The following is a 23,274-nucleotide window of genomic DNA, read 5'->3' as shown; positions in this document are numbered from 1 at the left end:
CGCCCTAGTTACAGCGAAAAGTTACAGCCACTGGCCCTTGATCATCTGGCGATAGATCTGCGCCAGCCAGCTATCGCCGCGCGCCTCGAGCGCGAGGCCGCGCCGCGTCAGAAGCTCGTAACTGTCTTCGTACCAACTGGTGGAGCGGAAGTTGTAGCCAAGGATCGCGCCAGCCGTCTGCGCCTCGTCCGTGAGACCGAGCGACAGATACGCCTCGACCAGGCGATGCAGCGCCTCGGGCGTGTGCGTGGTGGTCTGGAAATCCTCGACCACGACGCGGAAGCGATTGATGGCCGAGGTGAAGTGATCGCGGCGCAGGTAGTAGCGTCCGACCTCCATTTCCTTGGCGGCCAGATGGTCGAAAGCCAGATCGAACTTCAGCATCGCGGTGCGGGCGTATTCGCTCTCGGGATAGACCTCGATCACGCGGCGCAACGCCTGGAGGGCCTGAAATGTCAGACCTTGATCGCGGCCGACCTCGTCAATCTGGTCATAATAGCTGAGCGCCAGGAGGTACTGCGCGTACGCCGCATCCTCATCGGTCGGGTAGAAATCGATATAGCGTTGCGCGGCGCTGCGGCTGGCCTCGTAATCGGCGTCGCGGTGATAGGCATAGGCCTGCATGATTACGGCGCGCTTGGTCAGGTCCGAATAGGGATACAGCCGCTCGATCTCGGCAAAGCTCTGCGCGGCCAGCGCGGGCTTGTTAGAGGCAAGGTCGAACTCGCCCCGCTCGAAGATCTGTTGCGCGGTGAAATTCTCGTAATCGACATCGCCGCGCTCGACCCGGCCATTGATGCCGCTGCACGATGCAATGGCCGCCGTCAGCGCAAGGATGACAGCCGTCCGGGATGCACGATGCCCCATCTGCTTGGCCGCCTGTTTTGCCGTCAGTCTTGCGCGCCGTTCTGCGCCCTGTCTGCCAAACGTCATGCCTGATTAGCCCTTCTTCGCCTCTGAACGGTTTGTAGCCCAATCACCGGCCCTGTGCCAGCACGGAATCCGGCAAGAATGCCGGGCAGGATCAGCGACCGATGTCGGAATTGGGATGGGCTGCAGGGAAGACGCTCAGGCGACCTGGGGCACTTCGCCCCAATGCACGCCCGCGCCCGGCAGCTTCGAGGCGAGGGATGCGTCACAGGTCACCCACTCGACCGCGCCCGGCTGATCGAACAGCGCGCGCAGCAGGTCGTTCGTCATGGCGTGGCCCGCCTTGTGACCGTGGTAATGCGCCAGAAGGGGTGCACCCGCCAGAGCCAGATCGCCCAAAGCGTCCAGCATCTTGTGGCGCACCGCCTCGTCGCGGTGGCGCAAACCACCGGGGCTAAGCACTTGGGCGCCATCAACGACGACAGCATTTTCAAGCGAGCCGCCAAGCGCGAGGCCATTGGCGCGCATCAGATCCACATCGGCCTTGCGGCAGAAGGTGCGGCTGCTGCTAAGCTCGCGCACGAAGCTGCCATTGGCCATGTTGAGACGCTTGGTCTGCGTCCCGATCGCGGCATCGGCAAAGGCGATGTCGAATTCGATGGTCAGTGTGTCGCTGGGGCTGAGACGCGCCCACGCATCGCCGCGCTGCACCGTGACGTCGCGGAGCACGCGGAGCGCCCGCACGGGCGCTGCCTGACGGCGGATACCAGCCTCCAAGATGCCACGCACAAAGACGACCGCGCTACCGTCGAGGATAGGCACTTCGGGGCCGTCAACGGTGACGACAGCGTTGTGAATGCCGCAGCCCATCAGCGCCGCCATCACATGCTCGACCGTCGAGAGCTGAACGCCATCGGTGTTCTCAAGCCGTGTGCAGAGCGGAGATTGATGTACGAGGTTCCAATGTGCGGGAATGTCGCAGGATGCGCCACCATCGCCCGCCGCTGCGTCGATGCGCCGAAAGACGATACCGCTATCCACCGCGGCGGGGCGGATCACCAGACGGGCCGGGCGACCTGAATGCAGGCCGACACCGTCGAAGGTGATGGGATGTGATACGGTATTCTGCACTCGAGACCTCTGGTTCCCGCAAGCCTCAAAACGGGCTGGCGATGTGTTAACGAGGGTTTAGGCCCCTCGTTCCCTTGGCTCAACTCAATCTTTGCAACCGATTGAAACATGCCGGTGCAGGCTATGGGCGGCAATTCGCCTAAAGGTGTATATACGCGCCTTTTCAATGGCTTGAATACGCGGATTAACCCCGCTCATCACGAAAAAAGACCGCCCGGAGGCGGTCTTTTCAAAGGTTTTTCAACAAGCTTGTAAGGCCTTGGATCAATTCGCCTGGCGGCGCAGGAACGCGGGGATCTCGATCTGTTCGTCCCGCTCGTCCTCGGGCTCGGCCGCACGCTGCTGGGCCGGAGCCTGCGCCTGCACGCTGGGCTGTTGACGGGGCTGACGCGACGCCTCGCCTTCCTGGCCATGACCGGTCATCCGGTTCAGCAAGGAGTTGATGCCAAAGCGCGGACGTTCCGACTGCGGCTGGGGCTGCTGCTCGCGGGGCTGTTGCTGCTGGGTCGCAGCACGCTGCTGCGCCGTTTGCGCCCCCTCAGGGCGGCGCGATGCAGCATTGCCGACAGCGTGATGCAGACGGGCCAGCGCCTCGGGCGACGGCGTGCCGGGGGCCGGGGCGCGCGGGGCGACATAGGCGTCCAGATCGTCCTCTTCCTCGTCCATCGCGCGGGGCGCATAGGCGGGGGGCGGCAGATCGTCATCGGCGCGCGCGGCGGGGCGCGGCGCGGGCGCGCGCTCTTCGCGGGGCTCGAAGATATCCTCCATTTGGTCCTCGGCAGCGGCGCGCTCGGCCTCGACCTGGCTGAAGAGCGACGGCTCGGGCTGCGGCTCTTCGCGGCGGGCCGCGACGGGCTCGGGCTGCGGAGCAGGAGCCGGGGCGGGCTTGGCCGCGGCTTCCTCGCGGCTCTCCTCGACGCTCGATGTCTGGCGCAGCGGCTCGGCCAGCGAGCGGCGCGGCACGGGCACATCAGAAATGGCAGGCGCCGCATCGATGCCGGTGGCGACAACGCTGACGCGCATCATGCCTTCCATCGACGGATCCATCGTGGAGCCAACGATGATGTTTGCCTCGGCGTCCACTTCCTCGCGGATACGGTTGGCCGCTTCGTCCAGTTCGAAGAGGGTCAGATCGTGACCGCCGGTGATGTTGATGAGAACACCCTTGGCGCCCTTGAGGCTGATCTCGTCCAGCAGCGGGTTCGCGATGGCCTTCTCGGCGGCCTGGATCGCGCGATCCTCGCCCTCGGCCTCGCCCGTACCCATCATCGCCTTGCCCATCTCGTCCATCACGGCGCGCACATCGGCAAAGTCGAGGTTGATCAGGCCGGGGCGGACCATCAGATCGGTCACGCCCTTGACGCCCTGGTAGAGCACATCATCGGCCATCGAGAACGCCTCGGTGAAGGTCGTCTTCTCATTGGCCAGACGGAAAAGGTTCTGGTTCGGAATGATGATCAGCGTGTCGACGACCTTCTGCAGCGCATCGACGCCGTCCTCGGCCTGCTTCATCCGCTTGGCGCCCTCGAACTGGAAGGGCTTGGTCACGACACCGACGGTCAGAACGCCCAGCTCGCGCGCAGCCTGTGCGATGATCGGCGCGGCGCCGGTCCCGGTGCCGCCGCCCATGCCGGCGGTGATGAAGCACATATGCGCGCCCGCCAGGTGATCGACGATCTGCTCGATGCTCTCCTCGGCGGCGGCTGCGCCAACCGAGGCACGGGCGCCCGCGCCAAGACCTTCGGTAACCTTCACGCCCAGTTGAACGCGATTTTCGGCGTTCGACTGCTGCAGCGCCTGGGCGTCCGTGTTCGCAACGACGAAATCGACCCCATCCAGCTCTTTTTCGATCATGTTGTTGACCGCGTTACCGCCTGCGCCGCCAACACCGAAAACGGTGATCCGGGGCTTGAGGTCTTCGCGTCCGGGCATGGTGAGGTTCAATGTCATTGCTCTGTCCGCCTGTGTTTTAAGCTGTGTTTTAGCTTGCGCTTGCGCCCACATTCGCGGGCCTTTTTTCTGCCTTATTTCGCATTATTACCGAGATACGCCCGGATCGTCACCTAAAAAAAGCCTGTTAACCACCAAATATAGTCATTTTTTCACGTCTTTTCGCGGGATTTCGCCGATCACACCCGATATTGCGGTCACCAGTTGTCCTTGAACCATTTAACCGCCCGCTTGAGCGAGCGCTGCGGATAGCGATCGACCGGCAATTCGAAGTCCCACCACTCGTCCTGCGGGTTCGCCGCGAACAGGCACATGCCAACCGCGCTGGCAAATCCCGCGCCCGTCGCCGCCTGCGGCAAGCCGTGCACGCGCAGGGGCCGCCCGAGGCGCACCTGCTGCCCGAGGATGCGGGAGGCGAGGCCATCGAGGCCGGGGATCTGGCTGCCGCCGCCCGTCAGCACGATCTGCTGGCTGGGCAGGCAGTCGAAGCCGGCGGCATCGAGGCGCGCGCGCACTTCTTCCAGGATTTCCTCGACCCGCGGGCGCATGATGCCGATGAGTTCCGCCCGGCTGACGCTGCGGCGGTCGTGATCCCAATCGCCGGTATCACCGTGGATCTCGATCATCTCGCGGTCGTCCATGCCGGTGGCGACAACGCCGCCGTAGAATGTCTTGATCCGTTCCGCCGTGGCGGTGGGCACCGAAAGGCCCATGGAAATATCGGATGTCACATGCTCGCCGCCCATGCGGACACTGTCGCAATAGATCATGTGCTTCTTGATGAAGATCGAGATGCCGGCGCTGCCCCCACCGAGGTCAATGCAGGCGGCGCCCAACTCCTGCTCGTCCTCGACGAGGCTGGAAATGCCCGAGACGTAAGAAGAGTTCGCCACGCCGGCCAGTTCCAGATCGCAGCGCTTGACGCAATGGGCGAGGTTCTGGATCGCGGCGGCGTCTACGGTCAGCATGTGCATGTCGGTGCTCAGCACATTGCCCATCTGTCCGCGCGGATCGATAAGCCCCGAGCGGTGATCGAGCGCGAAATTGACGGGCTGCGCGTGCAGCACCTCGCGGCCATCGCCGAAATCGGGCACGTCGCAGGAGCTGAGGACGCGGCTCACGTCCTGCTCGGTTACCATATGGCTTTCCAGCTCGACCTGACCGGCAAGGCCATAGCTGCGCGGGGACGCACCCGAAAAGCACGCGATGACGTGATCGACGCGCATGTTCGCCATCTTCTGCGCCGCCTGAACCGAGGTGCGGATCGCGCGCTCGGTCTCGGCCATGGCGTCGATCTCGCCAAAGCGCACGCCGCGCGAGCGGGTCGTGGCGGCGCCGATCACCCGGAATCCCGCCTGACCTGCCATGGCGCCGATGCCGTCGTCGCGGCGCGGTGTGGTGCCGTCGAAACGCAGAACAAGGCAGGCGATCTTGGACGTGCCCACATCGAGAACAGCGACCACACCCCGCTGCATGGCGGCGCGCCGCATGTTCCGCATTGCACGCTGGGATTCATATAGTTCGATCATTCTGCGCTTGTCCCTGCCTGTTCATTGCGTACCCGCCACCATTCGGATGTGGCCTGTTCCTTCATCCGCAGCGTCGGTCGGTCCGACAGCCGCATGTCCACTGCCGCGATGTCGCGCTCCAGCATGTCCTGCGCTTCGCTCAGCACGATCACGCGCTCCAGCGCGCGCACCGGATCATCCTCGGGCAGCATGATGCGCTGATCGCGGTCCAGCACCACGTCCCAGCGCCGCTCGCCCATCCGCACGAGGCCGCGCAGACGGCCCGCAAGGGGCGCGGCAGCGGCGCGGATCGCCAGAGCCTCGGGGATGGCCTCGTCAGCCCCGGCGCCAGTCAGCACCGGCAGATCCGGCCGCTCGCCGCGATGCGCGGCGGCGTCAAGCGCCACGCCTTCGGCATCCATCACGATCAGGCCGCCGGGCACGCGGATCAGCGCAGCAGGCTCACGCTCGCTGATGCGGATCTCCAGAACGCCGCCTTGGCGCACGCGCACGGCGGCTGCGGCGACGGCTGGAATATCTTCGACCGCGACACGCACCGCATCGAGATCCATGTCAAACGAGCTGGCAGGCAGCGTGTACGCGAAACTGTCGCGCACCTCTTCGGCGACGCGGTCGCTGGCGCCCTCGACGGACATGAGCTTGACCATGAATTCGGGGCGCGTCTGGATTTGGTGGCGGATGTCGGCGATGGCCAGTTGCAGGCGCTGCTGAACGGCGGGATCGGACAGATACCAGGTGCCGATGCCGAAGCTGAGGCAAAAGGGAATGCCAAACCGCAAGAGGCGGCGATACATCGGCGTCAGCAGCACGCGCTGCATCCGATACGCCCAGCGCGACGGGGCCGGATCGGACTTGGCCCCGGTTTGACGACTGGAGGTGCCGCGCTTGATCAACGATCGCATGACGCATCCTCCACCATCCAACTGCAGAGCGCGCCGAATGTCATGCCTGTCGCCTGCGCCTGTTCAGGGCTGAGCGACGTGGGCGTCATGCCGGGCTGCGTATTCGTCTCAAGAAGGATCAGGCCTTCGGCGCCCTGCGCCTCGTCCCAGCGGAAATCGGTGCGGCTGACACCGCGGCACCCCAAGATCTCATGCGCCCTGACGGCGTAGGACATGCAGAGGTCGAAAATCTCTTGGGGGATCTCGGCGGGCACGACATGGCGCGATCCGCCAAGTTCGTATTTCGCCGCGTAGTCATACCAGCCATCGGTGATGATATCCGTCACAGTCAGCGGCTTGCCCCCGATGACTGTGGTGGTCAGCTCGCGGCCCGGCGCATAGGCTTCGACCATCACGCGCTCGGGCATGTCATCGCTCAGCTGCGCGGGACCATTGGCGTCCTCGCGCACGATATAGATACCGACGCTGGAGCCTTCGTTGTAGGGCTTGACCACATAGGGCGGCTGCATGGGATGCGCGCGGCGCACGTCGTCACGATCCGCAATGATGCTGGGCACAACCGGAAGGCCAGCGGCGCGGTAGGCGGACTTGGTCGCCTCCTTGTCCATCGCCAAGGCCGAGCTAAGAACGCCCGAATGGGTGTAGGGAATGCGCAGCCATTCCAGAAGGCCCTGAACGCAGCCATCCTCGCCCCAGCGGCCATGAAGTGCGTTAAAGACGATGTCGGGGGCGATGTCGGACAGCTTTTGCGCCAGGTCCGCGCCAGCGTCCACTTCGACTACGTTGTAGCCTTCATCCCTCAGCGCGGCGGCGCATTCACGCCCGCTTGACAGGGACACGTCGCGCTCTGCCGACATGCCGCCCATGATTACCGCGACTTTGGGGTTTGTTCTGCTCGAACGCACCACCGATCTGCCTCAATGTCCCGGGCCGTTTGCGGCCCCGATTATTATAACGAACCTTATATGGTTCTGTTTTACTGGTCTTTTTCACGATCTTCGGCAGGGGCCTGTCCTGCCGGGGCCGGTATGCCGACCCTCATGATTTCCCACTCTAACTCTATTGCGCTGGTTTGAAAAACCTTTTTTCTGACATCTTCGCCCAGACCTTCGAGGTCGGCGGCGGTGGCGCCGCCGGTATTGACGAGGAAATTGGAATGCATCGGGCTCATCTGCGCGCCGCCACGCCGCGCGCCGCGCATGCCCGCATCGTCGATCACCTTCCACGCCTTGAGGTCATGCACGTCATCCGCCCGGCCTGTGCTGCTGTGCCCGGCAGGGTTGCGAAAGGTGCTGCCCGCGGTGCGGTCCTTGGTCGGCTGCGTCTCGTCCCGCTTCTTCAGCTGCTCTTGCATCTTCGCAGCAAGCCTGTCCGGCTCGCCCTTCGGCCCCGTGAAGGTGCCCGAGATCAGCACCCAGCCTTCGGGCAGATCGGTCTGGCGATAGCGAAAATTCAGATCCTCCGCGCTCAGCGTGACAATCTGGCCCGCCCGCGTGATGGCGCGGGCGCTGACGAAGGCATCCGCCGTATAGGTGCCGTAGCAGCCCGCATTCATGCGCAGCGCGCCGCCTATGGCACCGGGAATGGTGCGTAGGAAGGTCAGGTCGATCCCCGCCTCCGCCGCGCGCCGCGCCACATGCGCATCCAGCGCGGCGGCCCCTGCGATGACGTTATCACCGCTTACCTCGATACCGTTGAAGCCCCGCCCCAGCCGGATCACCACAGCCCGCAGGCCGCCATCGCGCACGATCAGGTTGCTGCCGACACCCATGGGAAACACCGGCACGTCCGGGTCCAGATCGCGCAGAAAGTCTGCCAGATCGGCCTCATCCGCGGGCTGGAAAAGCCAATCGGCGGGCCCGCCCACGCGGAGCCAAGTAAGGTCCGCAAGCGGGCGCTGCGGCGTCAGACGCCCGCGCGGGGTTGGCATGGGCGCGCTCATTTGCGCAGCGCCTGCCGGGCAAGCCCCACGATCATGCCAAGCAGGCCGCCGAAGAGCCAGATGGGCAGGATGAGCCCGGTAAAGATCGCGGCAACCGGCGGCGCCTGAACCGCATAGGCGCCCCAGCCGATCGCCATGACCAGCGCGCCCGCAACACCCCAGCTGATCATCGCCACATGGCTGCGGCGGCGCATACCAACACGGTAGAAAACCCCTGCCCCGACGCAAAAGGCCGCGATCATGAAGAGAAGCAGAAGAGGCGGAAGGCCGGTCACAAGCTGTGTCCGCATATCAAATCACAGGCAGGCATTACTTCTCGGCCATCTCGGGCGTCAAATCCGAGCTTGCTTCGGGAACACGGGGCGCCCGTGGCGGCACCGGCGCTCCGCGCAGCCAGCGTACCAGATACACGACCGGCCAGCGCAGCATCGACATGGCGCCCAGAAGGCACAAAAAGCCCATGAGCGGTCCCGTCTGGTAGGTCACATACCCCACGATGGGAATTCCCACCGCAATCAGGCAGAAGGCGGCGCGCCAATGCTTGTCCCGGCTGGGGGTCATGGCCAGAAGATTGGCGCCGATGGCCCAGAGGCAGGCAAGAATGAGCGATGTGGGCATGGGCTATCCCTCCTGCAATTCCGAGATTTTCAGGGCGTCCGGCAGGCGATTGGCCCAGCCGCTGATCGTGCCGGCACCGAGGCAGACCACCAGATCGCCGGGGCGGGCGTGGCGGCGCACCAGCTTGGCCAGATCCTCCTCGCCCTCGATGGCATGGGCATCGCGGTGGCCCCGGTCGATCAGGCCTGCGACCAGGTCATCGCGGCTGGCGCCCTTGATCGGCTCCTCGCCCGCGGCATAAACCGGCGCGATGGCGACGACATCCGCCTCGTTGAAACAGGCGCAGAATTCCTCGAAATGATGATGCAGGCGCGTGTAGCGGTGCGGCTGATGCACGGCGATGACGCGGCCTTCGGTGGCGTGGCGCGCGGCCTTCAGCACGGCGGAAATCTCGGTGGGATGGTGGCCGTAATCATCGATGATGGTCACGCCGTCCACCTCGCCCACGCGGGTAAAGCGGCGGTTGACGCCGCCGAAACTGGCCAGCGCATCGCGGATTTCGGCGGTCTTCATGCCCAGATGGCGCGCGACGGCCACGGCGCTCAGCGCGTTCGACACGTTGTGATCGCCCGGCATGGGCAGGGTGCAATCCTTGATCATCTTGCCTTCGGCCTGCAGCGCGATATCGAAATGCGCAGCGCCCTTGGCATAGCGCAGATTGACTGCACGCACATCCGCCTGCGCGTTGAAGCCATAGGTGACGACGCGGCGATCCGTAATCTTGCCCACCAGCGTCTGCACATCGACATCGTCGGTGCAGCACACGGCGAGACCATAGAAGGGGATATTGCTGACGAAATCCTCAAAGCCCTTGTGCAGCGCCTCTTCGGTGCCCCAGTGATCCATATGCTCGGGGTCGATATTGGTCACAATGGCAATGGTGGCGGGCAGACGGTTGAAGGTGCCGTCGCTCTCGTCGGCCTCGACCACCATCCATTCGCCGCCGCCGACACGCGCGTTGCTGCCATAGGCGTGGATGATGCCGCCATTGACGACCGTCGGATCGAACTGGCCATGGTCCAGCAGGGCCGCGACCATCGTGGTCGTCGTTGTTTTGCCGTGGGTGCCGCCCACCGCGATGTTGGACTTGAGGCGCATCAGCTCGGCCAGCATCTCGGCACGGCGCACCACGGGCAGGCCGCGGCGGCGCGCCTCGTCCAGCTCGGGGTTGCCGGGCTTGATCGCAGAGGAGATGACGACCACCTGCGCATCCGCGAGGTTCTCGGCCCGCTGGCCCTCGAAAATGAGCGCGCCATTGGCCTCCAGCCGGTCGGTCAGCGGACTGCGCTTCAGATCGCTGCCCTGAACCACGTAGCCGTGATTCAGCAAAACCTCGGCGATGCCGGACATGCCGATGCCGCCAATGCCGACGAAATGGATGGGGCCGACATCGCCGGGGAGTTTCGTGGCTGCGTTCATCTAGCCTTGGCCTTTCTGTGCGATGGTCTGGACCAGCTCCGCCAGGTGGAGCGTGGCGTCCGGCATGGCGCAGCTGAGCGCCGCGCGCGACATCTGGCTTGCGCCTTCGGGGTGCGTCATGACGGTCTCGATTTGCTGTGCCAGCGCAGAATGGTCAAGCCTGCTTTCGGGCACGATGATGGCGGCGCCCGCATTTTTCAGCGCCTGCGCGTTGGCGGTCTGATGGTCGGCGGTGGCCGCGGCATAGGGGATCAGGATCGACGGCCGCCCGATCACGGCGATATCCGCAATGCTGGAAGCGCCCGCGCGGCTGATGATCAGCTGCGCCTCGCTCATGCGGCGCGGCACGTCGCGGAAAAACTCCTGCACATCGGCGTCGATGCCATTCTCGGCATAATAAAGCGCAACGCGCTCCAGATCCTCGCCGCGCGCCTGATGGGACACGCGAATGTTACGCAGGATATCCATTGGCAAGCTGGCAATAGCGGGCGGGACCACGTCCGACAGAATGCGCGCGCCCTGACTGCCGCCGATGACGAGGATCGACATGGGGTAATTGCCCGGCGGAATATAACCCGCGCCCGCACGCTCGGCCACGGCCGCGCGCACCGGATTTCCGACGTGATGGCCCTCGATCCCGGCCGGCAGATCGGTGGGCCAAGTGCCGCAAGCGACCGCGTCGACGCGGCTGGCGAAGCTCCGATTGACGCGACCCAGCACACCGTTCTGCTCATGAATAACACGCGGAATGCGTAGGATCCACGCGGCGGCCAGCGCCGGAATGGTAGGATAGCCGCCGAAGCCGATTACCACATCGGGCCGCTCGCGGAACATGCTCCAGGTCGCGCCCAAAACGCCGCCGAAGATACGAAAAGGCGCCATCACCTTGGCTGCAATGCCGCCACGCGCGGTGGTCGCGCTTGTGATCTGGCGCACTTCCGTTGAATGCGGAAAGCCGCCCGTATAGCGGGCGCCCCTTGCGTCGGTGCTCAGCCTGACGCGCCAACCCTCGCGCAGCATATGCTCGGCCAACGATTGCGCTGGAAACATATGGCCGCCGGTGCCCCCGGCGGCCATCACGATCAGGGGCTGGCGCGCGCTCATCGCGCACGTCCTCGCAGGATATCCCCGATTTCGCCCTGGGGCCGTGAGCGGGTAAAGGCAAAGAGCATACCTACCGCGATACCGCCCGCGATGAGGGACGAGCCGCCGTAGCTGACGAAAGGCAGCGTCATGCCCTTGGCCGGGAGCAGGCGCACCGCAACGCCCATGTTGATCATGGCCTGGACGCCGAAGATGCAGGCAAGGCCGGTGCCCGCAAGGCGGATGAACGGATCGCGCTCGCGCATCAGCCGCATCAGCGAGCGGACGACAACAGTGCCGTAAAGCGCGATGATGCACAGGACCAGAACCAGGCCGTATTCCTCGGCCGCGACGGCGATGATGAAGTCGGTATGCGCATCGGGCAGCGACCATTTCACGGTCCCCTCGCCCACGCCGACACCAAAGAAACCGCCCTCCTGGATGGCATTGGTGGCAAAGCCCAGCTGCGTCGTCGGGTCCACATCGGGCGACAGGAAGCCGTCGATGCGGCGCGCGAAATGTTCGGAATTGGAATAGGCCAGCGTGCCGACCATAACGACGGCGCCCGCCATCAGCGCCAACAAAAGGATGGGTGCGCCCGCCACGAAATACATCACGCCCCAGGCGAACAACACCAATGACGCTTGGCCAAAGTCAGGCTGTAGCGCCAGGAAGGCGACGATGAGGATAGTCAGAATGAACGACCAGCTGAGGCCCGGCGGGCCGCCGATCTCGCGGCTGGCGGCCATCATCCAGGCAGCTGCCACGACGAAACCGGGCTTGAGAAATTCCGACGGCTGGATCGACGCAAACCCCAGCGAGTACCAGCGCACCGCGCCCTTGCCGAAATCCGTGCCGAAAATCGGCAGCATCATCAGCGCCGCCAGTGCGGCGAGAAAGCCGATCACGGCAAGGCGCCGCACCAGATTGGGCGACATCATCGAGGTCAGCAGCATCGCCACCATGGCAAGTCCGCCAAAGAACATCTGTCGCTGCACGTAGTGAAAGGGGGCAAAGCCGTTCTTCTCGGCGAGGGGCGGCGAGGCCGCAAAACCAAGAAGCAGGCCGATGCAGAACAGCATCAGCACGCAGGACATCGACCACTTGTCGATGGTACGCCACCACTTGGGAAGGACTGGCTCGACATCCCCGACGGGCGCCGATCCATAGACCATTTCTGTCATTTGAGCCGCCGCTCCTGCCTCGTTCATCGTCCCTTTGCGGGATCTATGGTAACACAGTAGCAGCAATGGCGCGTTCTGGAAAGCCTCGTTTGGCATGGCGGGCGCCGGCCAGCCGCCTATTTCTGCGGCGGTCACCGCCCAGCTTCCGGGACTTCAGGTCGCAGCCACGCGGGCCTTCGCCATCTTGACCGCGCCCGGCCCTTCGGGCAGGGCGTGGCCCATGCAAGTCGATACGCTGATCCTTGGCGCCGGGGCCGCCGGCATGATGTGCGCAGCGCATTGCACCGGGTCCACCCTGGTGATCGACCACGCACGCGCGCCGGGCGAAAAGGTTCGCATTTCCGGTGGGGGGCGTTGCAACTTCACCAATATCCACACCGAGCCCGAGAATTTCCTCTCGGCCAATCCGCATTTCTGCAAATCCGCCCTCGGCCGCTATTCGCCCTGGGAGTTCGTTGCGCTTGTCGAGGCGCATGGCATCAAATGGCACGAAAAGACGCTGGGCCAGCTCTTTTGCGACGTGACCGCCAAGGATATCGTCGCCATGCTCCGCGCCGAAATGACGCGCGCGGGCGCCGATCTGTGGCTGCAGACCCAACTGAGCGAGATCAGCCATGACGGCAGCGCCTTTCGCGCCTCCGTGACGCGCGACGGCAAGACGCATGAGGTTCGCGCCCGAAACCTGGTGTTGGCCACGGGCGGCAAATCCATCCCCAAGATGGGCGCGACCGGTCTTGCCTATGACATCGCGCGCCAATTCGGACTGGCCGTCACGACCACCCGCGCGGGCCTTGTGCCCTTCACCTTCCCCGAGGGGCGCTTCGCCGAACTGTCGGGCACCGCGCTGCCCTGCCGCGCCACCGCCGGCGGCGCCAGTTTCGACGAGGCAATGCTCTTCACCCATCGCGGCCTCTCTGGCCCGGCCATGCTGCAAGTCTCCTCCTATTGGAGCGAGGGGCACCCGATTACCGTGGATCTGGACCCCGAGGGCAGCTTGTTCGAGACCTTGCGCGAACAGCGCGCCACCTCGGGCCGTCACAAGCTGACAACCGAACTGGCGCGCCACTTTCCCGCTCGCCTCGTCGCGGCGCTGCCGCAGCAGACAGGACTGCCGCTCGCAGGCAACCTCGCTGATCAAAGCGATACGGCGCTCAGTCACTTGGTGGACAGCCTGCGCAACTGGCAGATGACGCCGGGCGGCACCGAGGGATACCGCACCGCCGAGGTGACGCTGGGCGGCATCGACACGGACGGCATCACCTCGAAAACGCTCGAGGCGCGCGATGTGCCGGGACTTTATGTCATCGGCGAGGCGATCGATGTCACCGGCTGGCTTGGCGGGTACAATTTCCAATGGGCTTGGGCCTCGGGCGTCGCCGCAGGCCGGGCCATCACGGCACGCCTGTCCTGAGACGCACACGCGTCCAATTTCATCTTGGTAAAAATACTCAATCTTCTTAAGGTTTTTCCTTGAAAAAACCTTGCCGCCGCGCGCCGCCTCAGCGGCGCGCAATCGCGTTTCTCAGGGCTTCGTCGGATGGAACAACCCGCCGGGCGAGAGAGTGAAAATCTCGGCCCCGTCCGCCGTCACGCCCACCGAATGCTCGAATTGCGCCGAAAGTGACTTGTCGCGCGTCACAGCGGTCCAGTCATCAGACAAAAGCTCAGTCTGGTAGCTGCCAAGGTTCAGCATCGGCTCGATGGTAAAGAACATGCCCTCTTCCAGCGTCGGGCCCGATCCGGGCGTTCCGAAATGCACCACGTTGGGCGGCGCGTGAAAGACACGCCCGAGGCCATGACCGCAAAAATCACGCACCACTGACACCCGGTGCGCCTCGGCGTACGCCTGAATGGCGTGGCCGATATCGCCGAAGGTATTGCCCGGCCGCACCGCCTCGATGCCCTTCATCAGCGCGTCATGCGTGATCTGGATCAGCCGTTCGGCACGCGGTTTGACGGCGCCCGCCACATACATCCGGCTGGTGTCGCCAAACCAGCCGTCGACGATGACCGTCACGTCGATATTCAGGATATCGCCATCCTTCAGCGCGTCATCCTTGCGCCGCTTCTCGAGGTCGCGGCTCACGGTGTTCAGCTTGGGAATGGGTGCGCCCGGAATCCCATGGCAAACGACGTGATTGACGCTGATGCAGCTGGCATGTCGGTACCCCTTGTAGCCAATGGTAGCCGAGGCGGCGCCCGCCTCATTGACCATCGCCTCGATCATTGCATCCAGCGCGCCGGTCGTCTGACCCGGCGTCACATGCGGCGCGATATCGTCGAGGATCCGCGCGGCCAGCGCGCCCGCCTTGCGCATGCCTGCGAAATCCGCCGCCTCATGGATGCGGATGCCGTCGCGGGTGGTGCGTCCGGTGTGCTTGGTCAGCATGTCTGCCTCATATGTCTTGCCATTTGCGGCCTTACTTAAGACGATTGCCGCAAAAGGACCAGAGGGCGGCGGGCGACGCGCGCCATCATGGCTCGGGGCCGTCCGCCACGAGCGGCACTGACGCCTATTCGTGCGCCAACAGCACCGCCTCGACCCGCCGGTTGGCCTCGCGGCCCGGTGCCGTATCGTTGGGTGCGACGGGTGCCAGATAGGCGATCCCTTCGGCTTCCAGCCGGTCGGCGGCGACACCGTGCTGCGCAACCAGACGCCGCATCACCGCCTCGGCCCGTTGCCGCGAAAGCGCCAGATTGCTTTGGTACCCGCCCACCGTATCGGTATGGCCGACCAGCGCGATGCGCCGTGCCGGGTTTTCGTCCAGGAAATCCGCCAACGCGGCAAGCGAGGCAAAGGGCCCCTCGCCCAGCGCCGCAGCGCCGGTGCCGAAATCGAGATCCTCCAGCACCACATGCCCCTGTGTACGCAACGCCGCGACCAGCGCACCGTCATCGGCGTTTTCCGTCGATGTCGCGCCCCCCGCAGGCGCCGCCGCGTCCCCACCCGGCGTGACATAGGTGATCTGCACATAGGTTGCCGCGCCCGAGCGGCTGACAAGCAGCGTCACGTACCGCGCCTGCGCGCCCTGCCCCTGCCGGGCGGCAATAAACCGGTAGTCAAAGAGATCGACAAACATCTCAGGGGGCGGCAGCACCGGCAACGCGAACCGGAAATCGAACCCCCCGCACGCCGCATCTTCACAGCGGTAGAGGGTTTCGAACCCTTCAGATGACAGCTGGTCAGCGAATTGGTTGATCACTTGTAGCGTCGTCAGCGAAGAGCCCGCGACGCGCCATGCCTGCCGGGTAACCGTGCCCTCGGCCGCGAAAGTATCGACCTCTCCATCCCTCCACGGGCCGATCGGCACGGCGTAGGTGCCCGAGGCATCGTGCAATTCGCGGGTCATCTCGGCATTCGCGGGCAAGCTCAGCGTCTGCGCCTGCGCGGCGTCAATTGGCAGCAAAAGCGCGAGAAGGCCCAGCGTCGCTGTGCAGAGACTCCCGGTCATGGCCTTGCGCCGGATCATAGCGCACCGCCCGGATGCTGGCGGTAGTGGTAGCGTCCGACCAACTCCATCCCCAACTTGGCATAGAGCGCATTCGCCGCAGCATTGGCCGCGGTACAGATGATGGCAAGGTGCTGCGCGCCCTGCCCCCGCGCCCAATGCGCAGCCTCGGCCATCAGCGCGCGTCCGGCGCCGCGCCGTCGCATGGGGCCAAGCACTTCGAGCGCGTGAACCATCGCAATCCCCTCATGGATTGCCACGAACCCGGCGCCCACCGCGCGGCCCTCCAAACGTCCCAGCAGCGCCGTCTTGGGGCCCGCCACCCTGTGCATGACCGCCAGCCGCAACGGGCCGATCCCGCCAGCGGCCCAGATCTCGGCCTGGATGGCCAGAGGTTCCCAAAGATTGAAACTGGCCAGGCGTTCGGGCGGCGCAAGGTCCAGATTGGCGAGCGGACTGACATGCATATTGACCGGATCCACCAGATCATAGCCCGCCCCGGCCAGTAGCGCGTCCAGCGCCTCCTCGCCTTGGCGCAACATAAAAAGGGGCGTTTGGCCCGCACGGCGCATCTCGGCCTCGGCGAAGGCCAGATCCTGTGCAAACCCTGCTGCGGCAATCTCGCCCTGCGCGGTTGCTGCCGAGACGCGCTTGCCCCCGCCCTGCCCGTCCCGCAATAGCCAGGGACCCGCCTGCCAAGCTGCGGCAGGCGGCCACGTTGCCTCGATCACGCGGGTCAGTTGCGCTGCATCGGGCAGAGGCGTGCTCACCCGAAAATTTCCTGCATTTCGGCCAGCGCCGCATCCAGCGCCGCGGCATCTTGTCCGCGTGTCACCACATTCGTGCAATAGGCCCCGCCTCGCTGAAACGGGTAGGAGCCGAAACTGAGCATGGGATAGCGCGCCGCCAGATCCGATAGGGGCGCGGCAATGTCACCCTCGCCGCGATAGACGTCGATATTGCGCGACAAAAGCGGCGCGCCGCCCGTCAGGCCGGGCACCACGGACGCCACCATCGCTTTGAAAATGGCGGGCACCCCGGCCATCACATGCACATTGTCGATGATGAACCCCGGCGCGGCGCTGACCGGATTGTCGATGAGCCGTGCGCCTTCAGGAATGCGGGCCATGCGCAGGCGCGCCGCGTTCAGCTCAACCCCCGATTTCTCGTAATGCGCGGCCAGAATGGCGCGCGCGTCCTCGCGCACGCCGATGGGCGCGCCCATCGCGGCGGCCACCGCATCGGCGGTGATGTCGTCATGCGTCGGTCCGATTCCGCCGGAGGTGAATACATGATCGTACCGTGCGCTCAGCGCCTTGACGGCGGCGATGATGTCATCCGCATCATCGCTGACCACGCGCGCCTCGCGCAGGTCGATCCCCGCCTCGGTCAGCACGCCAGCCAGATGATGCGTGTTGCTGTCATGGGTGCGCCCGGACAGGATTTCGTCTCCGATGACCAGCATCGCGGCGGTGGGGTTGGGCATGGGCACTCCTTGAGCGGGCGGAAAATCTGGGCGCGCGGCGCGGGCGGCATGGTGATGCGGCGCGCTTGATCGCACTATATGTCTTGGTATAGGCCCGCACCCATGCGGTTTCAAACCCCCCTTTTGCGCGCCACGCTACTGCGCCGCTACAAACGCTTTCTGGCTGATATCGTGCTGCAAGACGGCCGCGAGGTCACGGCCCACTGCGCCAATCCCGGCAAGATGACGGGCCTGGCCGAGGTGGGCACAATCATCTGGGCCCAGCCGAATGACGACCCGAAGCGCAAGCTGCGCTATGCGTGGAAGCTGGTGGAACTGCCGGGCGGGCACATGGCCTGCGTCGATACCGGCGCGGCAAACCGCGTTGTTCAAGAGGCGCTGGAGGCGGGCGACATTCCCGCCCTGACAGGCTATGACACCATCCGGCCCGAGCAACGTTATGGCACCGGCAGCCGCATCGACTTCCTGCTGGGCGGCGGCGGCCTGCCGGAATGCTATGTCGAGGTGAAATCCGTCACGCTCAGCCGTGCGGCGGGTCTGGCGGAATTTCTCGACACGGTCACAGCGCGGGGCGCGCGGCACTTGGCGGAATTGACGGAAATCGCGAAAAACGGCGAACGCGCTGTCCTGCTCTACCTCGTCCAGCGCAGCGATTGCGATCGGGTGACTGTGGCCAGCGATATCGACCCCGCCTATGCACGGGCGATGCTGGCGGCCCGCGCCGCGGGTGTCGAAGTGCTGGCCTATCGCGCAGATATCACGCCCATGCGCATCACGCTCGGGCCCGCATTGCGGGTGGAGTAGCGCGCTCTAACGGCGCGCCTTCCACATCAGCCAGCCGACGAAAAGAAGACCCGCGCCGGCCAGCGCGATGAAATACCCGACGGGCACCAGCCACAAAGGCAGGCTGGTGGCGGCCACGATGAATTTCAGGGAAAATCCCAAAAAGATCATGATCAGCGAAGCCCACGCAAGGCGCGAGCGGGTGAGATAGCTGGGGGCCATTGGTCTAAATCTCCTTGGTTTGGGATGCATCCGCGCCCGCCGCCGCATCGGCGTCATTCCGGGACGCGCGACCGCGCGGCGCATCGTCGTCGTCAAGAAGTATACGCGCAGCATCCCCTTCGAGATCCTCGTACTGGCTATGCCGCAGCGTCCAGATACAGGCGACGAGGCCAAGACTGCCCAGAAAAACCGACACGGGGATAAGAACGACCAGGATATTCATCGGCGCACCGCATTGAGAACGACAGTGACAGAAGACAGCGACATCGCCAGTGCCGCCGCCAGCGGCGAGGCGAACCCCGCGAGGGCAATGGGAATGGCGATGGCGTTATAGCCGGCGGCGATCCCGAGGTTCTGCCGAATGCGCCGCAGGCTCAGCCGCGCACCCTTCAGCGTCTGGGGAATGGCCATCAGATCGCCCGCCAGGATCAAGCCGTCGGAGGCCACCCGCGCCGCATCGAGCGCCGAGGCGGGCGCGAGCGACACATGCGCCGCCGCCAGCGCCGCAGTGTCATTGAGGCCGTCGCCCACCATCAACACGCGGCGGCCTTCGTCGCCGAGCGATTGCACGAGCGCCGCCTTGTCCTCGGGGCGCATATCGGCATGCACCTGGGTAATCCCGATGCTGTCCGCCAGAGCGCCTGCCGCTTCGGCCCGGTCGCCCGACAGCATCCGGATCTCATAGCCCGCCGCCGTCAGCGCCTCGACCATCTGCTTGGCGCCGGGGCGCAGCGCCTCGGTCATGGGCAGCGCTATGGTGCGGCCCGGCAGGCGCAGCTCGGTGCCCGCCTCGCCGCGCATTAGCGCCACCGGCTTGCCCCGCCACTTTGCCGTGACGCCCTCGCCGGGGATCTCGCGGATGGCCGTCAGGGCTTCGGCCGCGCGGCCCGCCAGCGCGGCGGCGATGGCGCGCGACACCGGATGGTCCGACGCCTGCGCCAGAGCCAGCGCCACGCCCGCCGCCGCATCATCCAGCTGGGGCAGTTGCGGCGTGCCTTGGGTCAGCGTGCCGGTCTTGTCCAGAAGGACGCAATCCACATCGGCCAAACGCTCGAGCGCGGTTTCGGATTTCAGCAAGATCCCCTGCCGGAAAAGGCGCCCTGTCATGCTGGCCGTCACCGCAGGCACGGCGAGACCCAGCGCGCAGGGGCAGGTGATGATCAGCACGGCGGTGGCGATGCCGATGGCCAGATGCGCGTCGCCAGTGGCCGCATACCAGCCCGCAAAGGCGATGGCGGCCAGCCCGTGAACCACCGGCGCATAAAGCCGCGCGGCGCGGTCGGCGATGCCGGAATAGCGGTGGCGCCCCGTCTCGGCGACCTCGACCAGCGCGGCGAGGCGGCGCAGGGCGCTGTCCTCGGCCCGCGCGGTGGCGCGCAGAATCATGGGCGCGTCCATGACCGTCTCGCCCGCGCAGATCGCCTCGCCTTGGTTGATGCTGACAAGTGCGGATTCGCCCGTCAGCGCCGAGCGGTCGAGCACGCCCGCCTCTTCGGCGACGCCATCCACGGGCGCGCGCGCACCTGCGGATAGCGCGATGCGGTCGCCCGGTGCGATGTCGGCGACGGCAACCGTGCGCCGCTCGGCCCCATCCAGCAGCGTCGCGCGCGGCACTTCAAGCGCGGTGAGCTCCGCCGCAGCCGAACGCGCCGTGGCGCGTGCGCGCTGATCCAAATAGCGGCCCGCGAGTAGGAAGAAGGTCAGCGACAGCGCCGCATCGAACCACGTATCGGCGCCCGCGCCGAACATCGTCTCGTGCAGAGACGTAACGCAGGCGAGAAAGATCGCGATGGCGATCGGCACGTCCATATTGACGCGGCCCGCGCGCAGCGCGCCCGCGGCCGAGGCGAAGAAGGGCACCGAAGAAAACGCCAGCGCAGGCAGCGCGATGGCCGCCGAAATCCAGTGGAACATCGCCTCGGTCGTGGCGCTGGCGCCCGACCACACGGCGACGGACAGTGCCATGACGTTCATCATGGCAAAGCCTGCTACAGCAATACGTGCCAGAAGGGCGCGCGCCGGATCGTCCGCGCCGGTGTTCAGCGCAGCGCTATCCAGCTCATGCGCCTCAAATCCCGCCGCCTCGAGCGCGGCGATGGCGGGCGCGGCGCCGAGGCCGGGCTGCGTCACGATGCGCACGCGGCGGCGGCCCAGATTGACCCGCGCCGCCCGCAGGCCCGGCACGGTAGCCAGCGTGCCCTCGACCCCGGCGATGCAGGCGGCACAGGTGATGCCCGGCAGCGACAGGTGCAGCACTTCGCCCGCGGCATCACGCGCCGTCTGTGCCGCCGACGGCGCCGCCGAGCAGGCAGGGCAAGCGGCCATCGTGCTCATTGCGGCACCACCAACGGGATCCGGCGGCTGAAGCGCGTGCCATCCTCGGCCAGCAGCTCGGCGCGCAGGTTCCAGTTGCCGGGCGACAGATCGACAGGCGCTATAAAACGTGCACCATCCCACTCGAAGGCAGGCGTGCGGTCGCGGTCGACGGTGGTGGCGCGCCCGAGGATCATCGAGACGATCTCGGGGCGGACCGGGCGGCCATCGGCGCCGGTAATGGCCAACTCCAGCGTGCCTGCCTGGATCGCGGCGCTGACATCCCAGCCAAGGGCGTCCTGTGCTGCGCGGTCCTCGTCAAAACTTTGGCTCGCGACGTAGGAACTGTCGGTTTCAAGGCCCGGAAACGTCCGCACCGCGCTGAATGCCAGCACGAGGTTGACCCCGATGATGATGCTGAAGCCAACAACGAACATGGCCAGCACGTGCCATCCCGTCAGGCGGCGCTTGCCTTGGTTTTCCGCAACGGTCATCAGAAATTCTCCCGTCCGTTGAAAATTGTATCGCGGTACGCGCGCTCGCCCGAGGCCGTATCCTGGGCCCAGATGCGGAATTCGCTGCGCTCCTGCCGGGCGAGCGGATCGTCCGGACCGGCGACCACATAGACGCGCTGCAGCATCGTACTGTCGGCCGCCACCTCGACAGTATCACCTGGCGCGCCTTCCAGCGACACCGAAAGTCCGGGCGCATCGGTCAAAGACAGCTGAAACTCCCGCGCCTCGCCATGCTTGTTTCGGAGGCGAATATCGTAAGTGTTGCGGATCGATCCGTCCGACAGCGTGACGAATGTCGGGTTGCGCACGGGCGCCACAGTCAATTCGATATCGGCCCGGATAAAGAGCGCAAAGATCAGACCGACACCGATCAGCCCCCAAAGCGCGGTATAGATCAATGTGCGGGTGCGCAGTACGTGCTTCCACACAGGCTTGGGCTGCCAATCGCGGCTGTGGGGCGTGACGAAGGGCGCGTCGGCGGCATGGGCGGCGGGCGCCGCGGCACCCGCCACTTGCTGCGATGCCGTTCCATCGGAGGTCACGTCCGATCGCGCGGCAGCTGTCGGGGCAGGAACACCCGTCTCGGCGCCGTCATCCTCGGCCTCTGTGCCCATGGGGCGCACCGGCGCATGTTCGCCGGGCAGCACCGGGGGGCGGTCATCCAGCGCCAGATAGTCGATCAGGCCGCGCGGGCGGCCGATCTTGGCCATGACCTCGTCACAGGCGTCGATGCAGAGCGCGCAGGTGATGCACTCCATCTGTTGGCCTTCGCGAATATCAATGCCCATGGGGCAGACGTTGACGCAGGCCATGCAGTCGATGCAATCGCCCAGTTCCTCGCCGCTGCGCGACAGGCGCGGGGCCGCGTGGTCCTTGTCGGCGTCGGTTTTGCCCGCCGCCAGGCCGTAGCGCGCCTGCTGCGCGCCGCCGCTGCCCGCCTCCTCGGCCACGGCCTTACGCTTGGCGCCACCCTTGCCGCGCGGCTCACCGCGCCAGTCGCGATAGCCGACGGTCAGCGTGCCTTCGTCCATCATGGCGCCCTGAATACGTGGCCAGGGGCACATGTAGATGCAGACCTGCTCGCGCATGAAGCCGCCAAAGATGAACGTTGTCGCGGTCAGGATACCGATAGTGATATAGGCCACCGCCGGAGCGTTCAGCGTGAAGAGCTGGGCCGCCAATGTGGGCGCGTCGGCAAAGTAGAAAACCCACGCGCCGCCTGTTGCGATGGCGATCAACAGCCAGACCACCCATTTCGTGATGCGCAGGCGCCATTTGGTGAAATTCCAGGGTGCCTTCCAAAGACGCAGGCGCGCGTTTCGGTCGCCTTCAATCCAGCGCTCAACCAAAAGAAACAGATCGGTCCAGACGGTCTGGGGGCAGGTATAGCCGCACCAGACCCGGCCCAGTGCCGACGTGAACAAGAAGAGGCCGAGCCCCGCCATGATCAAAAGACCGGCAACGAAATAGAATTCGTGGGGCCAGATCTCGATCCAGAAGAAATAGAACCGCCGCGATCCCAGATCGACCAGCACGGCCTGATCCGGCAGGTTCGGACCCCGGTCCCAGCGGATCCACGGGACGAGGTAATAAATGCCCAGTGTGATCGCCATGATGTACCACTTCAGGCGTCGGAAAAATCCATTGACCCGGCGCGGGAAAATTGGTTCTCGCGCGGCGAAAAGCGGGGGATTGTCGGACATGGGCGATCTTTCCGTATTGGCTTTGATTGCCTGGCTTATCGCGAAAGCATGATGCAGACGCTTTGAGATGGATCAACCGCCGCCTGCCTCCTTAACGGGGCCTACGGCGGTTTTCGCCTGTGTTTACAGGCGGTTCACAGCGCTTGATAACGGCTGCGCCATTCCGTCGCAGCCG

The 23,274-nt window shown here is 65.4% G+C and carries 23 protein-coding genes; 2 read left to right on the top strand and 21 right to left on the bottom strand.

Features of this window, described 5'->3' with window-relative positions:
- Positions 1-21: 21 nt before the first annotated feature.
- The 12 genes from BW975_RS13505 to ftsW all read right to left on the bottom strand — a co-directional run bounded on the left by BW975_RS13505 (position 22) and on the right by ftsW (position 12,628).
- On the bottom strand, positions 22-867 hold the full coding sequence (locus BW975_RS13505; protein ID WP_076535239.1) for an outer membrane protein assembly factor BamD: 846 nt from the start codon (positions 865-867) through the stop codon (positions 22-24).
- 201 nt (positions 868-1,068) lie between these two features.
- The gene (gene lpxC / locus BW975_RS13500; RefSeq protein WP_076534862.1) at positions 1,069-2,001 is read right to left on the bottom strand and encodes a UDP-3-O-acyl-N-acetylglucosamine deacetylase; all 933 of its coding nucleotides are present in this window, start codon (positions 1,999-2,001) and stop codon (positions 1,069-1,071) included.
- A gap of 264 nt (positions 2,002-2,265) precedes the next feature.
- Complete coding sequence (ftsZ, locus tag BW975_RS13495) at positions 2,266-3,951, bottom strand: cell division protein FtsZ (protein WP_076534861.1); 1,686 nt, start codon at positions 3,949-3,951, stop codon at positions 2,266-2,268.
- A 197-nt stretch (positions 3,952-4,148) separates the two neighbouring features.
- Entirely contained in the window at positions 4,149-5,480 is a 1,332-nt protein-coding gene (gene ftsA, locus BW975_RS13490) for a cell division protein FtsA (protein ID WP_076534860.1), read from the bottom strand.
- A complete protein-coding gene (locus BW975_RS13485) occupies positions 5,477-6,382 on the bottom strand; it encodes a cell division protein FtsQ/DivIB (protein ID WP_076534859.1) in 906 nt (301 codons plus the stop codon). Before BW975_RS13485 ends, ftsA begins: the two co-directional genes overlap by 4 nt.
- Positions 6,370-7,290: a D-alanine--D-alanine ligase gene (locus BW975_RS13480; RefSeq protein ID WP_076534858.1), complete on the bottom strand. Its 921-nt coding sequence runs from the start codon at positions 7,288-7,290 to the stop codon at positions 6,370-6,372. The genes BW975_RS13485 and BW975_RS13480 overlap by 13 nt, the downstream gene beginning before the upstream one ends.
- A 68-nt stretch (positions 7,291-7,358) precedes the next feature.
- Positions 7,359-8,312, bottom strand: a complete 954-nt coding sequence (gene murB, locus BW975_RS13475; protein ID WP_244512588.1) for a UDP-N-acetylmuramate dehydrogenase — start codon at positions 8,310-8,312, stop codon at positions 7,359-7,361.
- A gap of 8 nt (positions 8,313-8,320) precedes the next feature.
- Entirely contained in the window at positions 8,321-8,614 is a 294-nt protein-coding gene (locus tag BW975_RS13470; protein WP_076534856.1) for a hypothetical protein, read from the bottom strand.
- Positions 8,615-8,633: 19 nt separating this feature from the next.
- Positions 8,634-8,942, bottom strand: a complete 309-nt coding sequence (locus BW975_RS13465; protein WP_076534855.1) for a DUF2484 family protein — start codon at positions 8,940-8,942, stop codon at positions 8,634-8,636.
- 3 nt (positions 8,943-8,945) lie between these two features.
- The gene (murC, locus tag BW975_RS13460; protein ID WP_076534854.1) at positions 8,946-10,361 is read right to left on the bottom strand and encodes a UDP-N-acetylmuramate--L-alanine ligase; all 1,416 of its coding nucleotides are present in this window, start codon (positions 10,359-10,361) and stop codon (positions 8,946-8,948) included.
- Positions 10,362-11,465 carry a UDP-N-acetylglucosamine--N-acetylmuramyl-(pentapeptide) pyrophosphoryl-undecaprenol N-acetylglucosamine transferase gene (locus BW975_RS13455; RefSeq protein ID WP_076534853.1) on the bottom strand — a complete coding sequence of 368 codons (1,104 nt, stop codon included), beginning with the start codon at positions 11,463-11,465 and terminating at the stop codon, positions 10,362-10,364.
- A complete protein-coding gene (gene ftsW / locus BW975_RS13450) occupies positions 11,462-12,628 on the bottom strand; it encodes a putative lipid II flippase FtsW (protein WP_076534852.1) in 1,167 nt (388 codons plus the stop codon). Before ftsW ends, BW975_RS13455 begins: the two co-directional genes overlap by 4 nt.
- A 220-nt stretch (positions 12,629-12,848) precedes the next feature.
- On the opposite strand from ftsW, the gene BW975_RS13445 reads away from it, so the two are divergent.
- Positions 12,849-14,039 carry a BaiN/RdsA family NAD(P)/FAD-dependent oxidoreductase gene (locus tag BW975_RS13445; protein WP_076535238.1) on the top strand — a complete coding sequence of 397 codons (1,191 nt, stop codon included), beginning with the start codon at positions 12,849-12,851 and terminating at the stop codon, positions 14,037-14,039.
- A 111-nt stretch (positions 14,040-14,150) separates the two neighbouring features.
- Here the strand turns inward: BW975_RS13445 and map are convergent, their stop codons facing one another.
- The 4 genes from map to BW975_RS13425 form a co-directional block, all read right to left on the bottom strand.
- Positions 14,151-15,017: a type I methionyl aminopeptidase gene (map, locus tag BW975_RS13440; RefSeq protein WP_076534851.1), complete on the bottom strand. Its 867-nt coding sequence runs from the start codon at positions 15,015-15,017 to the stop codon at positions 14,151-14,153.
- A 124-nt stretch (positions 15,018-15,141) separates the two neighbouring features.
- Positions 15,142-16,080, bottom strand: coding sequence for an OmpA family protein (locus tag BW975_RS13435; protein ID WP_083687146.1), 939 nt, complete (start codon positions 16,078-16,080; stop codon positions 15,142-15,144).
- A gap of 14 nt (positions 16,081-16,094) precedes the next feature.
- The gene (locus BW975_RS13430) at positions 16,095-16,847 is read right to left on the bottom strand and encodes a GNAT family N-acetyltransferase (protein ID WP_244512589.1); all 753 of its coding nucleotides are present in this window, start codon (positions 16,845-16,847) and stop codon (positions 16,095-16,097) included.
- On the bottom strand, positions 16,844-17,563 hold the full coding sequence (locus tag BW975_RS13425; RefSeq protein ID WP_076534849.1) for a competence/damage-inducible protein A: 720 nt from the start codon (positions 17,561-17,563) through the stop codon (positions 16,844-16,846). Before BW975_RS13425 ends, BW975_RS13430 begins: the two co-directional genes overlap by 4 nt.
- Before the next feature lie 102 nt (positions 17,564-17,665).
- On the opposite strand from BW975_RS13425, the gene sfsA reads away from it, so the two are divergent.
- Entirely contained in the window at positions 17,666-18,367 is a 702-nt protein-coding gene (gene sfsA / locus BW975_RS13420) for a DNA/RNA nuclease SfsA (protein WP_076534848.1), read from the top strand.
- Positions 18,368-18,373: 6 nt separating this feature from the next.
- Here the strand turns inward: sfsA and BW975_RS13415 are convergent, their stop codons facing one another.
- The 5 genes from BW975_RS13415 to ccoG are packed head-to-tail and all read right to left on the bottom strand — an operon-like array spanning position 18,374 to position 23,099.
- A complete protein-coding gene (locus tag BW975_RS13415; protein ID WP_076534847.1) occupies positions 18,374-18,568 on the bottom strand; it encodes a hypothetical protein in 195 nt (64 codons plus the stop codon).
- Positions 18,569-18,572: 4 nt separating this feature from the next.
- The gene (gene ccoS / locus BW975_RS13410) at positions 18,573-18,791 is read right to left on the bottom strand and encodes a cbb3-type cytochrome oxidase assembly protein CcoS (protein WP_076534846.1); all 219 of its coding nucleotides are present in this window, start codon (positions 18,789-18,791) and stop codon (positions 18,573-18,575) included.
- Positions 18,788-20,902 carry a heavy metal translocating P-type ATPase gene (locus BW975_RS13405; protein ID WP_076534845.1) on the bottom strand — a complete coding sequence of 705 codons (2,115 nt, stop codon included), beginning with the start codon at positions 20,900-20,902 and terminating at the stop codon, positions 18,788-18,790. Before BW975_RS13405 ends, ccoS begins: the two co-directional genes overlap by 4 nt.
- Positions 20,899-21,375, bottom strand: coding sequence for a FixH family protein (locus BW975_RS13400; RefSeq protein ID WP_076534844.1), 477 nt, complete (start codon positions 21,373-21,375; stop codon positions 20,899-20,901). Before BW975_RS13400 ends, BW975_RS13405 begins: the two co-directional genes overlap by 4 nt.
- Positions 21,375-23,099, bottom strand: coding sequence for a cytochrome c oxidase accessory protein CcoG (gene ccoG / locus BW975_RS13395; protein ID WP_076534843.1), 1,725 nt, complete (start codon positions 23,097-23,099; stop codon positions 21,375-21,377). Before ccoG ends, BW975_RS13400 begins: the two co-directional genes overlap by 1 nt.
- Between the last annotated feature and the right edge of the window lie 175 nt (positions 23,100-23,274).

The sequence above is a fragment of the Roseovarius nanhaiticus genome (assembly GCF_900156535.1).
Classification (GTDB): Bacteria; Pseudomonadota; Alphaproteobacteria; order Rhodobacterales; family Rhodobacteraceae; genus Roseovarius; species Roseovarius nanhaiticus.
The sequence above is the reverse complement of the archived record's forward strand: the minus strand, read 5'-3'. Positions and strand labels throughout refer to the sequence as shown.

Bases quoted from the DNA above. Each gene is read 5' to 3' on its own strand.
- map (WP_076534851.1), bottom strand. From the start codon at position 15,017: ATGCTGACCAAGCACACCGGACGCACCACCCGCGACGGCATCCGCATC.
- BW975_RS13445 (WP_076535238.1), top strand. From the start codon at position 12,849: ATGCAAGTCGATACGCTGATCCTTGGCGCCGGGGCCGCCGGCATGATG.
- BW975_RS13505 (WP_076535239.1), bottom strand. From the start codon at position 867: ATGGGGCATCGTGCATCCCGGACGGCTGTCATCCTTGCGCTGACGGCG.
- BW975_RS13455 (WP_076534853.1), bottom strand. From the start codon at position 11,465: ATGAGCGCGCGCCAGCCCCTGATCGTGATGGCCGCCGGGGGCACCGGC.
- ftsA (WP_076534860.1), bottom strand. From the start codon at position 5,480: ATGATCGAACTATATGAATCCCAGCGTGCAATGCGGAACATGCGGCGC.
- ccoG (WP_076534843.1), bottom strand. From the start codon at position 23,099: ATGTCCGACAATCCCCCGCTTTTCGCCGCGCGAGAACCAATTTTCCCG.
- BW975_RS13415 (WP_076534847.1), bottom strand. From the start codon at position 18,568: ATGGCCCCCAGCTATCTCACCCGCTCGCGCCTTGCGTGGGCTTCGCTG.
- ftsZ (WP_076534861.1), bottom strand. From the start codon at position 3,951: ATGACATTGAACCTCACCATGCCCGGACGCGAAGACCTCAAGCCCCGG.
- murC (WP_076534854.1), bottom strand. From the start codon at position 10,361: ATGAACGCAGCCACGAAACTCCCCGGCGATGTCGGCCCCATCCATTTC.
- BW975_RS13470 (WP_076534856.1), bottom strand. From the start codon at position 8,614: ATGCGGACACAGCTTGTGACCGGCCTTCCGCCTCTTCTGCTTCTCTTC.
- ccoS (WP_076534846.1), bottom strand. From the start codon at position 18,791: ATGAATATCCTGGTCGTTCTTATCCCCGTGTCGGTTTTTCTGGGCAGT.
- BW975_RS13400 (WP_076534844.1), bottom strand. From the start codon at position 21,375: ATGACCGTTGCGGAAAACCAAGGCAAGCGCCGCCTGACGGGATGGCAC.
- ftsW (WP_076534852.1), bottom strand. From the start codon at position 12,628: ATGACAGAAATGGTCTATGGATCGGCGCCCGTCGGGGATGTCGAGCCA.
- BW975_RS13465 (WP_076534855.1), bottom strand. From the start codon at position 8,942: ATGCCCACATCGCTCATTCTTGCCTGCCTCTGGGCCATCGGCGCCAAT.
- BW975_RS13405 (WP_076534845.1), bottom strand. From the start codon at position 20,902: ATGAGCACGATGGCCGCTTGCCCTGCCTGCTCGGCGGCGCCGTCGGCG.
- BW975_RS13425 (WP_076534849.1), bottom strand. From the start codon at position 17,563: ATGCCCAACCCCACCGCCGCGATGCTGGTCATCGGAGACGAAATCCTG.
- sfsA (WP_076534848.1), top strand. From the start codon at position 17,666: ATGCGGTTTCAAACCCCCCTTTTGCGCGCCACGCTACTGCGCCGCTAC.
- BW975_RS13435 (WP_083687146.1), bottom strand. From the start codon at position 16,080: ATGACCGGGAGTCTCTGCACAGCGACGCTGGGCCTTCTCGCGCTTTTG.
- murB (WP_244512588.1), bottom strand. From the start codon at position 8,312: ATGCCAACCCCGCGCGGGCGTCTGACGCCGCAGCGCCCGCTTGCGGAC.
- BW975_RS13485 (WP_076534859.1), bottom strand. From the start codon at position 6,382: ATGCGATCGTTGATCAAGCGCGGCACCTCCAGTCGTCAAACCGGGGCC.